Annotated in this window: 12 protein-coding genes; 5 read left to right on the top strand and 7 right to left on the bottom strand. The window is 31.9% G+C overall.

Annotated elements, in window-relative coordinates:
* Positions 1–22 precede the first annotated feature (22 nt).
* Together CLV86_RS09545 and CLV86_RS09540 are read left to right on the top strand one after the other, a co-directional pair.
* Positions 23–1,177 (top strand): serine hydrolase domain-containing protein, encoded by a 1,155-nt coding sequence (locus CLV86_RS09545; protein WP_121051900.1) that lies wholly within the window; start codon positions 23–25, stop codon positions 1,175–1,177.
* A 31-nt stretch (positions 1,178–1,208) separates the two neighbouring features.
* Entirely contained in the window at positions 1,209–1,922 is a 714-nt protein-coding gene (locus tag CLV86_RS09540) for a 3'-5' exonuclease (protein ID WP_076731637.1), read from the top strand.
* 11 nt (positions 1,923–1,933) lie between these two features.
* Here CLV86_RS09540 and CLV86_RS09535 read toward each other — a convergent pair whose 3' ends face one another.
* The gene (locus CLV86_RS09535) at positions 1,934–2,209 is read right to left on the bottom strand and encodes a winged helix-turn-helix transcriptional regulator (protein ID WP_198033400.1); all 276 of its coding nucleotides are present in this window, start codon (positions 2,207–2,209) and stop codon (positions 1,934–1,936) included.
* Between the two features lie 157 nt (positions 2,210–2,366).
* Between CLV86_RS09535 and CLV86_RS09530 the strand changes: the two genes are divergently transcribed.
* Positions 2,367–2,879, top strand: a complete 513-nt coding sequence (locus CLV86_RS09530; protein ID WP_076731635.1) for a VOC family protein — start codon at positions 2,367–2,369, stop codon at positions 2,877–2,879.
* Between the two features lie 93 nt (positions 2,880–2,972).
* Here CLV86_RS09530 and CLV86_RS14305 read toward each other — a convergent pair whose 3' ends face one another.
* A complete protein-coding gene (locus CLV86_RS14305) occupies positions 2,973–5,390 on the bottom strand; it encodes a GEVED domain-containing protein (RefSeq protein ID WP_121051898.1) in 2,418 nt (805 codons plus the stop codon).
* Positions 5,391–5,571: 181 nt separating this feature from the next.
* Here CLV86_RS14305 and CLV86_RS09520 point away from each other — a divergent pair, with 181 nt between their 5' ends.
* The gene (locus CLV86_RS09520; protein ID WP_121051896.1) at positions 5,572–7,257 is read left to right on the top strand and encodes an ABC transporter ATP-binding protein; all 1,686 of its coding nucleotides are present in this window, start codon (positions 5,572–5,574) and stop codon (positions 7,255–7,257) included.
* A gap of 307 nt (positions 7,258–7,564) precedes the next feature.
* Here the strand turns inward: CLV86_RS09520 and CLV86_RS09515 are convergent, their stop codons facing one another.
* The 4 genes from CLV86_RS09515 to rsmI all read right to left on the bottom strand — a co-directional run bounded on the left by CLV86_RS09515 (position 7,565) and on the right by rsmI (position 11,160).
* Entirely contained in the window at positions 7,565–8,218 is a 654-nt protein-coding gene (locus tag CLV86_RS09515; protein ID WP_121051967.1) for a CoA transferase subunit B, read from the bottom strand.
* Positions 8,219–8,320: 102 nt separating this feature from the next.
* Positions 8,321–9,022: a CoA transferase subunit A gene (locus tag CLV86_RS09510; RefSeq protein WP_121051894.1), complete on the bottom strand. Its 702-nt coding sequence runs from the start codon at positions 9,020–9,022 to the stop codon at positions 8,321–8,323.
* A gap of 97 nt (positions 9,023–9,119) precedes the next feature.
* The gene (locus CLV86_RS09505; RefSeq protein ID WP_121051892.1) at positions 9,120–10,412 is read right to left on the bottom strand and encodes a dihydrolipoyl dehydrogenase family protein; all 1,293 of its coding nucleotides are present in this window, start codon (positions 10,410–10,412) and stop codon (positions 9,120–9,122) included.
* A 76-nt stretch (positions 10,413–10,488) separates the two neighbouring features.
* Positions 10,489–11,160 carry a 16S rRNA (cytidine(1402)-2'-O)-methyltransferase gene (gene rsmI / locus CLV86_RS09500; RefSeq protein ID WP_121051890.1) on the bottom strand — a complete coding sequence of 224 codons (672 nt, stop codon included), beginning with the start codon at positions 11,158–11,160 and terminating at the stop codon, positions 10,489–10,491.
* A 91-nt stretch (positions 11,161–11,251) separates the two neighbouring features.
* Here rsmI and CLV86_RS09495 point away from each other — a divergent pair, with 91 nt between their 5' ends.
* Complete coding sequence (locus CLV86_RS09495) at positions 11,252–15,028, top strand: DUF7933 domain-containing protein (RefSeq protein WP_121051888.1); 3,777 nt, start codon at positions 11,252–11,254, stop codon at positions 15,026–15,028.
* Here CLV86_RS09495 and CLV86_RS09490 read toward each other — a convergent pair.
* On the bottom strand, positions 15,018–15,386 hold the full coding sequence (locus CLV86_RS09490) for a DoxX family protein (protein ID WP_121051886.1): 369 nt from the start codon (positions 15,384–15,386) through the stop codon (positions 15,018–15,020). The two genes, CLV86_RS09495 and CLV86_RS09490, sit on opposite strands and share 11 nt — an antisense overlap.
* Positions 15,387–15,394: the final 8 nt, after the last annotated feature.

The following is a 15,394-nucleotide window of genomic DNA, read 5'->3' as shown; positions in this document are numbered from 1 at the left end:
ATTTTCAAATTAAATTAACTAAATGAAATTTCTAAAAAACCTCTTAAAAGTACTTGTAGTACTATTTGGCTTACTTATTGCCATACTTTACATTACAGATACAGATTATTTAATAAAAGCCGTTCGCACCATTTATATGCGAGGTTACACAACAGCCTTCTTAGACGACTACAAAAAATTCGATAACCGCACCATAGATATTGGTACACCTCAACCTTGGCCAAACCATAAAAATTATAATACCGCTACAGAAACTGAAACTTTAAATAAAGCCAATAAAGATTGGGGAACTATAGCTTATGTAATTATTAAAAACGATAGTATTTGGTTTGAGAACTATTATGATGGTTACAATGAAAACTCAAAATCTAATTCGTTTTCAATGGCAAAAAGTTATGTATCTGGACTAATGGGAAAAGCAATAATGGAAGGCTACATAAAAAGTGAAGACCAACCAGTATGCGATTTTCTACCAGAATTTTGTGATGGCTTAGCGGCAAAAATGACGGTTGGAGATTTATCTACAATGAGTTCTGGTACTAATTGGGATGAAGCATACTACTCACCACTATCTATAACAACACGCGCTTATTTTGATGATGATTTAGCTAAAGTTATGAATGGTTTAAAAGTAGTAGAAGAACCAGGAAAAGCTTTTAAATACGCTAGTGGCGATACACAAATGTTAGCAATGGTAATTGAAAAAGCTACAGGTAAAAAATTATACACGTATTTAGAAGAAAGCTTTTGGAAACCTTTAGGTAGCGAAAACCAAACATTATGGCAGGTAGATAGTGACGATCATGATTTAGTAAAAGCGTATTGTTGCATTGCCAGCAATGCTAAAGATTTTGCGCGTTTTGGTAAACTATATAAAGATCATGGAAAATGGAATGGAAAACAGGTTTTAGACTCTGCTTTTGTTGCAAAATCTTTAACACCAAAATTTGATCCTGTTTATGGTTACGGTTGGTGGCTTAAAAACCATAATGGAAAAGATTTTAAAATGATGCGTGGACACTTAGGACAATACGTTATAGTGCAGCCAGAAGATAATATAATCATTGTTCGTTTAGGACACCAAAAATCTCCAGACGCTGGTATTGGACATTATACAAAAGATATTTCACTTTATATTGATGAGGCTTATAAGATGTTAAACCAAAATAAAAACTAATTTTAAAACATTTGTTTTTGTATAGTATGCTATGATTTCTAAACTCAACTTAGAAAATATTTTATTTTTAGATATTGAAACAGTTCCAGAAACTGAAAATTTTTCTGAATTAGACCAAACCAAGCAAGAGCTATGGGAAGCTAAGTCGCGATACCAACGTAAAGAAGAATTTTCTCCAGAAGAGTTTTACGACCGTGCTGGTATTTGGGCAGAGTTTGGTAAAATTATTTGCATTTCGGTAGGTTATTTTACAATTCAAGGAGATACACGACTGTTTCGTACAACTTCTTTTTATGGCGAAGAAGCTACACTTTTAAAAGAGTTTAAAAATTTAATAATTTCTCATTTTAGCCAAGCTAAACATTTATTGTGCGCTCACAATGGTAAGGAGTTTGATTTTCCATACATTGCCAGACGTATGATTATAAATAATATTGAGTTACCATATAAACTTAATCTCTTTGGAAAAAAACCTTGGGAAGTACCTCATCTCGATACTTTAGAATTATGGAAGTTTGGAGACTATAAAACATACACTTCGCTAAAATTAATGACAAACGTTTTAGGTATACCATCTCCAAAAGACGATATTGATGGTAGCGAAGTATATAAAACCTACTATAAAGACAAAGATATTGACCGTATAATTATCTATTGCGAAAAAGATACCATTGCAGTAGCTCAGATTTTTTTAAGGTTACGAGGTGAAAGCATTTTAAGCGATGATGAAATTATTCACGTATAATCTCAACTTAATTACCTCTTACAATCTTCAAGTCCCCAATTATCTAAACTTCTTAAAATAGCTTCCAGAGATTGACCTCTTTTACTCAAACTATATTCAACTTTAGGAGGAACTACAGGAAAAACTTTTCTATAAATAAGTCCGTCTTTTTCTAAATCTCTAACTGTTTGCGTAAACATTTTATTGGAAATACCAGGAATTTTCTTTTGTAATACTCCAGAACGTAAACTTCCTTCTAACAAATGAAATAAAATTAAAGGCTTCCATTTTGTACCTATTAAATTCATTGTATAATTTAATGGACAACTATTTTCTTTATTCAAATTTTAAACTTTATATTATTGATTATCATTATTTTACACGTTTAAGCAACTATAGTACTTTTAGGTAAGTTATTGCTAATAAGACAAATATAAATTAATTTTGTAATCTAAAATATAAATTATGACAACAAATAAAAATTATCCAAAATCATTTTCACATATTGGTTTAACTGTACCAAATATAGAAGAGGCTGTAAAATTCTATTCTGAAGTAATGGGTTGGTATGTAATTATGGAGCCATCAAAAGTAAAGAAGGAAACAGATACTGCTATTGGCCAAATGTGTATTGATGTTTTTGGTGATGATTGGACAGAATTTGAAATTGCTCATTTAGCAACCTCAGATGGTATTGGAATTGAATTATTTTCTTTTCCAAACGGAATTAAAGAAGCTCCTGAATTTAATCCTTTTAATACTGGACTTTTTCATTTCTGCATACAAGATCCTAATATTGAGTCGCTTATTGAAAAAATAATATCTTACGGAGGAAAACAGAGAATGCCAATTAGAGAATATTATCCAAATGATAAGCCATTTAAAATGTGCTATGTAGAAGATCCTTTTGGAATTGTTTTCGAGATTTATACACATAGTTATGAGTTAACCTATTCTTCTGGCGCTTATTCAAAATAATATTATAGCTTGATTTTATAAAAAATAAATAGTGTAAATTAAAAAAGCCCAAACATTAGTTTGGGCTTTTATTTTTAATAACAAGTCTTAAACTTATTGCTTAATAAACTTTCTTGTTTCGGTTGTATTGTTCACATTAAACTGAATCATGTACATTCCTGATTCAAGATTTGCAACATTAACACCTTGAGCCGAAGTTCCTTTTGCTACTTGTTGACCTAACATATTCACAATAGTAAATGGTAAGTTTTCTATATTAGATTTAACAAACAGTATGTTTCCTTTTACTGGATTTGGATAGACTGAAATATTAACTCCTAAATATTCTACAAAACCTTCGTCTGTTGTTCTTGCAGTTCCACAAGCACCTAAATTAATCCATCCAGATGAAGTTCTTTCGTATAAACTGCCTTGATAAGTTACTTGGTCTCCAACCGAGTATGATTGACCTGAAACATAAGGAGAAACACCAGCACATTTATCAGACGAGGCAGCTCCATTACTTAAACCAATAGCATCTATAGCCATGTCTCCTTGCCATGTTGTTCCTGTAGTTCCGTCAAATCTTAAACTAACATTATTACCTTCGTAAGAAGATAAATCTATACTAGCATCTTGCCAAGAATTCCCTTGGTTTCCAGATCTAGTCCAAATAGTACTCCAAGTTGAACCGTTATTTGTGCTTATTGCCACATTTAAGCTTCCCATTGATGACGCACCATACATGTGATATTTAAAACTAAATGTTGCTTGGTTTTGTCCTGTTAAATCAAAACATGGAGAAACTAAAATAGCTCGTTTAGTAGAATAATTAGGCGAAGAAGATTCCATATAAACATATTGAGAGCCTGCTGCTGCACTTGATGGCCCAGTATTGCTTGAAGGCGTAGACCCAGATTGTCTTGTCCAATTAAAATCGTCTCCAGATCCTTGAGTCCATAATCCAAAATTAGACTCGAAACTTTCACTATATGGGAAAGATGAAATTGCTCCTGTACATCCTGTTGGTGGATTTGATCCTCCAGATGTTATATTTACAGTATAATCCTCTACCTCTCCATACGAGAATGTTTCGCAAGATGTTGGTATACCATTATATTTCATAGATACACGTAAACGCTTATCTCCACTTGCAGTTCCTGCTGGCACTGTAAATGTCCCACTAACTGGAGAAGACTGCGTTGCTGCAAGAGAGAAAATTTGTTCTCCAGAATCTGTAAAATCTCCATCGTTGTTATAATCTATCCATGCTGCGTAACCTTCGCTATATGTTGTTCCTGTCCAGGTTGGTGTTACCGTAATTGTGTAACTTGAACCTTTACTTAAATCTGTAGAAGTACTTGTGAAATCTGAATATAATTGTGCTCCAGAAGATTTATTAATACTTCCTACTTGCACTCTTGAAATATACTCATCGTTTACACTATTACCTTGAGATGCACAATATTGTGTACCTGTTTGACATGGAGTACAAGAACCACCACAATCTACTCCAGTTTCATCTCCGTTTTGTATACCGTCTGTACACGTTGGTTGTGCTACTGCTCCACATTTATCTGATAATGCTAAAGAACGTCTAACTCCTCCGGCTTCTAATACTGCACGCATTCTATTTTTTTGTCCTGTAGTAAACAAGTTCATACAAGAATCATTAGTATAATCCATATAATTTTGAACCATATCTGTAGAACCACAAGAAACTTGACCAACAGGACAACCTCCATTAGAGGTTTGATGAGTTGGTGTATCGCTTACAAAATCGTTTCCACAGTTGCTATCTCCCCAAATATGACGAAGATTTAAAAAATGACCTACTTCGTGAGTTGTTGTTCTACCTCCATCAAAAGGAGCACTTACTGCGCCCACTCTTCCAAAATAGTTATAACCCATTACAACACCATCTGTTGCTGCACTTCCACCTGGAAATTGAGCATAACCCAAAATAGTACCACCATTACTTAACATTTGTGGTACAACCCACATATTTAAATACTGACTAGTATCCCAAGGATCTATTCCTCCTGTAGAAGATCGTTTCATGTCGTCACTAGTTCCCCAATCACGACGTGTTGTAGATTTTCTTGTTATTCCAGTAGTAGCATTTCCATTAGGATCTACAGTTGCAAGACAAAACTCTATTTGAGTGTCTGCTGCTTGTGACCATGTATTATCTGCATCTGGATTAGTTCTTCTAAAATCTTCGTTTAAAACATCTAATTGAGACTGTATTTGTGCTACGCTAATATTCTCGGTAGCATTTCTATACAGTACATGTATTACAACCGGCAATGTTATTATATCTCCTACTACTTTATTTTGGCTATTACTATCCATTTGTTGTAGTTTCTGTCTTGTAAACGTTTCAATGTCTTCCATGCGTTGAGCAAGCTGAGGATCATTTTGTTTTCTATACTCCAAATTTTTCATTGTAGCACATTCTCTATCCACTTGTGCAAAAGCACAAAACGCAAATAAAAAACTCATAATTGATAATGTAATTGTTTTTTTCATGTGAAATGTTTAAAATATTAATCAAAATTTTATTAAATCGATAAGAAATGTATTAAAATAAAATAGAATACATATTTAATTTTCGGTTTTTTAGCTAAAAAACTGTTAATTTTTTTAACATTTGCAATTGATTACGGCATTTACCGTAATTTTTCGTGTAAAAATTCTATTTTTACTAAACATGAATCACTTACTTTCTATAAACAATTTATCTGTTTCATTTTTTTCTAATAAGAAAGAAAACAGAATCATTCATAACATTTCATATTATTTAAAAACTAACGAAATACTAGGCATTGTTGGCGAGTCTGGTTCTGGAAAATCGGTATCTTCATTGGCTATTTTAGGGCTGCTTCCTAAAAAGATTTCAAAAATAACTTCTGGAAGTATTCTTTTTGAAGAAAATGATTTAACCACACTAACACCAAAAGCTTTTCAGTTTATAAGAGGAAAAAAAATAGCCATGATTTTTCAAGAGCCAATGAGCTCTTTAAATCCATCTATGACTTGTGGTAAACAAGTTGAAGAAATATTGTTTCAGCATACAAAATTATCTAAAAAAAATATTAAAGCAGAAACACTCTTATTGTTTGAAAAAGTAAAACTACCAGATCCTTTTCGTGTTTATAATTCTTATCCACATGAAATTTCTGGTGGTCAAAAACAACGTGTAATGATAGCTATGGCTATTGCTTGCAAACCACAAATTTTAATTGCAGATGAACCAACAACAGCTTTAGATGTTACTGTACAAAATGATATAATAGCTCTTTTAAAAGAATTGCAAACTGAAACTAAAATGAGTATTATTTTTATAACTCATGATTTATCGTTGATTTCTCAAATTGCAAATCGTGTTTTAGTTATGTATAAAGGTAAAATTGTAGAACAAAATACGGTTGAAGCTATATTTAAAAATCCAAAACACGACTATACTAAAGCATTAATAAACTCTAGACCATCCTTAACCACAAGGTTAAAAAGACTACCAACTATTAATGACGTTATGAATGGCAATGTATTAAACGAAGAAATAACTTCTGAAATAAGAGCTAAAAATCATGAAAAAATATATAGTAAGACACCCTTATTAGAAGTTGTTAATCTTGAAAAAGAATATATTTCAAAATCTGGATTGTTTTCTAAAGCAGAGAATTTTAAAGCTGTTAATAATGTTAGTTTTAAATTATATGAAGGAGAAACACTAGGTTTAGTAGGAGAATCTGGCTGTGGAAAATCTACATTAGGAAATGCTATTTTACTTTTAGATAAACCTACTAAAGGACATGTTTTGTTTAAAGGTAAAGACATTGTTAACTTATCGGCTTCTGAAGTTAAAAAGCTAAGAAAAGATATTCAAATAATTTTCCAGGATCCCTATTCTTCTTTAAATCCTAGGTTAACTGTAGGTGAGGCTATTATAGAACCTATGGTTGTTCATAATTTATATAATAATACTAATGAAAGACGAGACAAGGCTATTGAAATTTTAGAACGTGTAGGTCTTGATGCTTCTCATTTTAACAGATATCCACACGAATTTTCTGGAGGACAAAGACAAAGAATAGGCATTGCTAGAACTGTTGCATTACAACCTAAATTAATAATTTGTGACGAATCTGTTTCTGCTTTAGATATCTCTGTTCAAGCGCAAGTATTAAATTTATTAAACGAATTGAAAGAGAAATTTAATTTTACTTATGTATTTATCTCTCACGACCTTGCCGTGGTAAAATATATGAGTGACCAATTATTGGTTATGAATAAAGGGAAAATTGAAGAATTAGATGATGCTGATATTATTTATAACTCACCAAAAAAAGAATACACAAAAAAGTTAATAAATGCTATACCTAAAGGATTATAACATAAATACTTTTTTAGTTAAATACATTATATTTCCTATAAGTTTAAAAGTTTTCTTTACTTTTTTATATTGGTTTAAAAGAAATAAATCTGAATTCATAACGTAGGCAGTTTATGATAAATTTGAGTCAAATTATAAAGCTTATATTTTGCATAACAAAGCAATTAAGCTATGGTACATTTGGCTATATAATTTTCGATAGGTTTGGGACTGCTAATATATATTAGATTTTCATATTTATCAGTCAAAAAGCATAATTATTCGACGAAACGCATAAAACTTTAACATTTAATAAATTTTTACTATATTAAATATTCATTTCTGGTATTTCTCCCTCAACAATTAAATTACCTTCTGTAGCTTTTTTAATCTCATCTACAGAAACTCCTGGTGCGCGTTCTAATAATTTAAAACCCTTATCTGTTACTTCTATAACCGCAAGATTAGTTACTATTTTTTTAACACAACCAACACCTGTTAATGGCAAAGAGCATTTTTTTAGCAATTTTGATGCTCCAGCTCTATTAGTATGCATCATTGCCACTATAATATTTTCTGCACTTGCAACTAAATCCATAGCTCCACCCATACCTTTTACCATTTTTCCTGGTATTTTCCAGTTTGCTATGTCTCCATTTTCTGCAACTTCCATAGCTCCTAAAATAGTTAGATCTACATGTTGACCACGAATCATCGAGAAACTCATAGCGCTATCAAAAAAACTAGCGCCTGGTAATGTGGTAATGGTTTGTTTTCCTGCATTAATAATATCGGCATCTTCTTCGCCTTCAAAAGGAAATGGTCCCATACCAAGTACACCATTTTCACTTTGAAATTCTACTTCTATATCCTCTCGCACATAATTTGCTACTAAAGTAGGAATACCAATTCCTAAATTTACATAGTAACCATCCTGCACTTCTTTTGCTATACGTTTTGCTATTCCTGTTTTGTCAAGCATAATATTTTGTTTTTTGTCTTCGCTTACGCGGAAAATTTCATTAATTACTTTAAGCATATAATATGTTTTACATGCTTAAATACGAATAAATTGAAACTACATTTACTCTTTTTGTCTTACCGTTCTTTGTTCTATACGTTTCTCGTAATTTTCACCTTTAAAAATACGTTGCACAAATATGCCTGGAATATGTATTTGGTTAGGATCTAATTCTCCAACTGGTACTAACTCTTCTACTTCGGCTACTGTAATTTTTGCGGCTCCGCACATTACTGGATTAAAGTTTCTAGCTGTACCTTTAAATATTAAGTTTCCGGCTGCATCACCTTTCCAAGCTTTTACAAAAGCAAAATCGGCTTTAAATGCGTGTTCTAAAACATACATTTTACCATCGAACTCTCTAGTTTCTTTGCCTTCGGCAACTTCTGTTCCATAACCTGCAGGTGTATAAATAGCTGGAAAACCAGCTTGTGCTGCTCGACATCTTTCGGCTAAAGTACCTTGTGGAATTAATTCTACATCTAACTCTCCAGAAAGCATTTGGCGTTCGAACTCATCATTCTCACCAACGTAAGAAGACACCATTTTTTTTATTTGCTTTTTTTGTAATAATAAGCCTAATCCAAAATCATCTACTCCTGCATTATTAGAAATACAGGTTAAACCTTTTATTCCACTATCAACTAATGCTTTTATGGCATTTTCTGGAATTCCAGATAAGCCAAAACCTCCAAGCATAAACGTCATGTTATCACTTATACCTTTCGTAGCATCGTTAACCGAGTTTACTTTTTTGTTAATCATTGTTTTGTTTTTATTGTGGCTTAAATTTATGAAATAAAAAAGCCATTTCGTATAGAAATGGCTTGAAAATATTTAATACTAATAATTTTTTTCTTTCTTAATCTTCGTCAGCCAACATAGCCTTTAAATCATTACTATAAGATGGATAAGTGAAAATGAGTCTTTTAAATTCTGAAACAGTCATTTTATTAGAAATTGCCATAGAAAACAAGTTAATATTTTCATTAGCACGTTCACTTAAGATATGTGCACCCACAATCTCTTGAGTACGTTTATTTACTATTATTTTATAAGCGTATGTATTTTGATTGGATTTTTTGGCATTAAACCAATCTGTTGCTTCTCCTTTAAAAACTAAAATGTTTTTATAGCGTTTTTTTGCTTCATCTTCCTGCAAACCAATACTAGATAAATTAGGTTGAGTAAATACAGTTGATGGAACCACAGGAAATTGAAATTCCTTTTTATTATTATTTATTATATTTTCTCCAACTATATAGCCTTGCAAACCGGAAAGTGGTGTTAGCGGTAAAGATAAACTAGATACATCGCCACAAGCATAGACTTTTTTATTGGTTGTACTTTGAAGAAAATCGTTTACTACAATTCCTGTTTCGTCTAATTTTATATTTGCATTGTCTAATTTTAAATCTTTTACAGAAGGTATTCTTCCTGCTGTATTAAAAACTTTTCGGCTTTTATGACGCATCTTTTCTCCATTTAAAGCGTATTTAATTTTTATATTTTTATTTAATTTTTCTACTAAAAATTGATCGAAATTTGAAAGCGCTTTATCTCCTTGTTCAAAAATAGTAACCTTGCAACCTAATATAGCTAGCATTGTTGCAAATTCCATACCTACGTAGCCAGAGCCAATAAAACTTGCTGTTTTAGGAATTTTTTTAAGATTAAGAATAGCATCGCTAGTTTCTAGATGTTTACTTCCTTTTATAGGTAATACTCTTGGTGTTCTGCCTGTGGCAATTACAAAGTAATCTGCTGTAATAGTTTTCCCTTCAACCAAAATTTCATTTTCATTAATAAATTCTGGTGATTGGTGATATAAATCTATATTTAATTTTTTAAAACTCTCTTCAGTTTCTACCGGAATATCTTCAACAAACTGTGTTTTAAATTGCTGTACTTTTTTCCAACTTATTTTTGGGAGTTTTGAAACACCTATTTTTTCTAAGCGTTGAGACTGTTCTAATAATGCAGAAAACTGAATGACTATTTTTTTAGGATCACAACCTCTATTGGCGCAAGTACCACCAAACTCTCGATTATCGGCAATAGCAACGGTTAATTTTTGTTTTACACATGCTTTTGCAACAGTTTGTCCAGCAATTCCGGAACCAATAACGAAGACGTTATAATGTTTGGTTTTCATAATTTTCAGTTTAGAAACTGAAGTTATAAAAGCAATTTTTATTTTATATTAATTATAGCTTAAAGTTTTGATGTTATTACTTTTTCCCACCAACTACAATTACAATTTCTCCTTTTGGTGGCTTGTTTGTGTAATGTGTTAAAACATCTTTGGCAGTACCTCTAATGGTTTCTTCGAACAGCTTGGTGAGTTCTCTTGATACAGAAACTGGCCTATCTTCTCCAAAATATTCACAAAAATGTCCAAGTGTTTTTATGAGTTTATGTGGGCTCTCGTAAAAAATAATGGTTCGGGATTCTTCGGCTAGTAATTTTAAGCGTGTTTGCCTTCCTTTTTTTACAGGTAAAAAACCTTCGAAAACAAACTTATCGTTTGGCAAACCAGAATTTACTAATGCAGGTACAAAGGCTGTAGCGCCAGGCAAACAGTCTACTTCAATTCCATTTTCTACACAAGCTCGTGTTAGCAAAAAACCAGGATCGCTAATGGCTGGTGTTCCTGCGTCGCTAATAAGCGCAATAGTTTCTCCGTTTTTAATACGCTCTACCAAACGCTCTACCATTTTATGCTCGTTATGCATGTGGTGACTTTGCATTGGTGTTTTAATCTCAAAATGTTTTAATAATTTACCTGAAGTTCTAGTGTCTTCGGCTAAAATTGAATCTGAAGATTTTAAAACCGAAACCGCTCTAAAGGTAATATCTTCAAGGTTTCCAATAGGTGTTGGTACTATATAGAGTTTACTCATTATTACTTGCTTATAATTTCAAATTTACAATCTTTTATATGTTTTATACGCAACCTTTTATTAAATTGTCATCTACTAATAAAACCAACCAATGCAAAAAATCGCTATTTGCTTACTATTATTTTATTTTTCATTTTTTAGTGTAAAAGCACAAACTACAGATTTATCTATTGTGGTAGAAGCCCAGAATTTATCTAATACTTCTGTTTCGCAAGTTAATATCTTTCAAGATTTTCAATATTTAATAACTATTTTAAATTCTGGAAACGCAGTAAGCAATGCTACATTTTCTCAAACGCTAAGTACAAATGTTAGTTATTTTACAGCTATGGGACAAAACCAAAATGGAGGTGCAAGTGATGTATCGAATTTGGTTTTTGCTGGTAATACACTTACAGGAACTATTGCAAATATGCCAAGTAACTCTAGTGTAGAGGTGTTAGTAAACGTTCGTGCTCCTATTTCTCCAGGTGGGATTGCAACTAATGTTACTGTTTTTCCACCAAGTGGCACTACAGATAACAACAACTCTAACAACCAATCTATAATATCTATAGATGTTAATGATTTGCCTATTGATTTTTCTGTTGTCTATTCTCAAGTTTCACCACCTGAAGGTACAGGTATTTCTAATTGGGATGATACGGTTACCTATCAATTTACTATAACTAATAACAGTAGTATTGCGTTTCCTTTAGATAGTTTTTCTGGCAGATTACAACTAGCTAATGCTATAAATTTTGGAGTTCCAAACGTGCAGTTTGAGTCTATATCTTGCTTAAATGGAACCAATGGCACCATATGTCCAGATGTTTCTAGTTTACCACAATTAACTACTCTTGTTTCTACCGCTAGCCCTCAATACACTTCACTTTTTCTTTATGATGATCCTATTTTGTTTAATGCTAATAGCTCTTTAAGTTTTGAGGTAGTATATAAATATTTAGAACCTGCCTGCAGTATAGATATTGCGCCTTTGGCAATAGATAGTTATATTCATATTGAAATTCCTCATGCTAACCAATCGTCTAACAACTCTAACACTGTTTTTACACAACTTATCGAGACCTCTGTTTGTGCAACAACAGATTTATGTATTGAAACTACACAAATAACACCTTTACCAACACAAATGGTAAATTGGGATGAAGAAATTACTTTTGAAACCATTGCTTGTAATAATGGACCACTAGATGGCTTTGGTCGGTTTTTTCTTCAAAATTTATCTGTAAATATAGAGTGGGACATAGTGTCTGTTACCTGCGATGCTACTACTGGACCCATAACTTGTAACGATTTTACTATTACAGATCAAGATATTTTTTGGACTACAAGCAATTTTATTGTACCCGCAAATACAACTATAACTTTTACTACAGTTGTAAAATTCTTGGAACCAGACAATTGTTCTACAGGTACTCCAATAGCTTCGGAAGGACATGTAAGAAGTGGTGCTAACCTTTTAGATACCAATGTTCTAGAAAGTAATACTGCAAATAATGCTGAAAGCGATTTTGTGATTTTGCCACCTCTATCAATTTGTGATCCTGAAGATATAGTAGACTTACAAATTACAAAAACACAAACAAACCCAATTTTACCATTAGGAAGTGATAATACTAATACTGTGGGCTGGCAACCTGTTACCTACGAGATTACTGCTACTAATCCAAATACAGATACAGATGCAATAGTAGAAATTATAGACTATATGCCTGTTGGAGCTAATACACTTGCAACAGCTGCTTTAGTATCTGTAAATTGCATCTCCACAACTGGCACAGCAACATGTCCTACAATTAATAACGCAAATATTGGTATTGAAATGGATGGACTTCCTCAAGGCGGATTAGAAGATGTGTTTTGGAGCATTGCTCCTGAAGACAATTATACTTTACCTGCCCAAAGCTCAATTACTTTTGAAGTAGTTGTAGACTGGCAACCAGAATGTTCTAATAATGCAATACCTGTAACAAATGGAGCTAGAATTAATAGTGTTGATAGCATACAAGATTCTAACCTAACTAATAACCAACAAAGTGTGGTAACTTATTTTGCACCATGTGTAGATTTAATAGTACAAACGTATCCACAGTTTACTCAAGTTGTTGTAAACCAAAATTTTAATTGGATTATAGACATTACAAACAGTAATACAAGTTCTAATGCTATTAACATAGATTTTCAAGATATTATAGGAAGTGAATTTACAATTAATGGTACACCTACTTGCGCTGTTACTAATGGTAATGCAAGTTGTACCACATTTACAACGTCAGGAAATACTATAACAGGAGTAATACCTAATATGGATGCCGCATCAACAATACAAATTATAATTCCTGTTACCGCTCCAAGTTATGGTGGTGCTTTTTCTAATAATGCACAAGCAATACCAAACCCAAGTGATAATCAAGAATTAACTATTGAAACTAATATTTCTATTAGTAATGTACAGGTTATTGCTCCTAGCGTTGTAAAATCTTTTACACCTAACCAAATTATTGTTGGGCAAGAAAGTATATTAGAATTTACGGTTAATAATTTAGCTGGAAATCCCGCACAAAATAATATAGATTTTACCGATAATCTCCCTAACGGATTAACTATTTCCGGTCCAATAACTTGGACACAAAGCAATGGTTGTACTGCTACTTTTTCTGGAAATAGTGGTGATACAAGTATAATGGTAAACGATTTAATATTTCCTAGTGGTGTAGCAACTTGTACATTTGCGGTACCGGTAACCTCGACTATTATTGGTAATTATTTAAATAATAACGATAATTTTACAGATCAAAACAATATTGATTCCTCTTTAGCTAGCGCAAGTTTAGATGTTATTGCAGATAATACAAATGTGGATATTGAAGTATTAAAATCTGTATTGCCAACACAAGCTTTTGTAGGAGAAAATGTAACCTTTACCATTAATGCTTCGAACCTTGGAACTTCTGAAGCCACAAACATTTCAATATTAGAAAATTTACCTAGCGGTTATCAGTTTATATCGGCTTCTGTTAGTACAGGAAGTTATGATAGCACAACGTATTTATGGAGTTTAAATAATTTATTACCTAACCAAACTGAAACGTTAACTATTGTTGCCCAGATTGTAGCAGATAATAACTTATTAAATGTTGCTAGTTTAAACAGTGTTACACAAACAGATAGAGACCTTACAAATAATGAAGACACAGCCGAAGTAATTATTTTAGAAACCGATGTAGATATTGAAGTTTTAAAATCTGTATCTCCACAACTTGTAAGTATTGGAGAGACTGTAACATTTACAATTACTGCAACAAATGTAGGTACAACTAATGCTACAGATGTTTCAATATTAGAAAGTATTCCAAGCGGTTATATTATTTCAAGTTTTAATACTTCATATGGTACATATAACAGTAATACTTTTCTCTGGAGTTTACCTAACTTAATAGCTAATCAATCTGAAACATTAAATATAACAGCACAGGTAATTTCATCTAACAACTTGCTGAATATAGCTTCTTTATCTGGTGTAACAGAAATTGATAGAGATGAGACAAACAATGAAGATTCTGCAGAAGTAACTGTAAATGATTGTTTAAAAATTTCTCAAGGTATATCGCCAAATAATGATGGAGATAACGAAATGTTTACTATAAATTGTATTGAAGATTATCCTGAAAATAATGTGAAAATTTTTAATCGCTACGGTAAGTTAGTATTCGAAACCAATAACTATAAAAATAATTGGAATGGTATTGCTAATACTGGCTCTCCAAATTCAGGTAATTTACTACCAGTAGGAACTTACTATTATAGTATTACTATAGACACAATAAATAGACCTTTTGTTGGCTGGTTATACCTTAATTATTAATTACATTACCTCTTACTTTTTTACCTAAAAAATAAGAGACTAAAATAAAAGGAATAACAAAATAAGATAAACCAATATCATGGTTTGCATTAAAATGTGCGGCACTTGCTAAAATAGCATTAAAAAAGAATCCTGCATACGCCCATTCTGTTAACCAATTATTTTTACGTAATAAAATTACTATTACACCAATAATTTTTAAGCTAGCTAAAGGATAGATTAAATACGTAGGATGGTTAAGTGCCTTAAAAAAACCTTCTACCATACTGTATTTGGTAAAGTACATAGTTGCAGAAAATAAAAAAACACCACAAACAAAGAGTGTAGAAACCCAATAAATTATTTTTTGAATTTTCATTCTAAAAT

Origin of the sequence: Lacinutrix venerupis, from assembly GCF_003663945.1 — a bacterium.
In the GTDB taxonomy this organism is placed as follows: Bacteria; Bacteroidota; Bacteroidia; order Flavobacteriales; family Flavobacteriaceae; genus Lacinutrix; species Lacinutrix venerupis.
The sequence above is the reverse complement of the archived record's forward strand: the minus strand, read 5'-3'. Positions and strand labels throughout refer to the sequence as shown.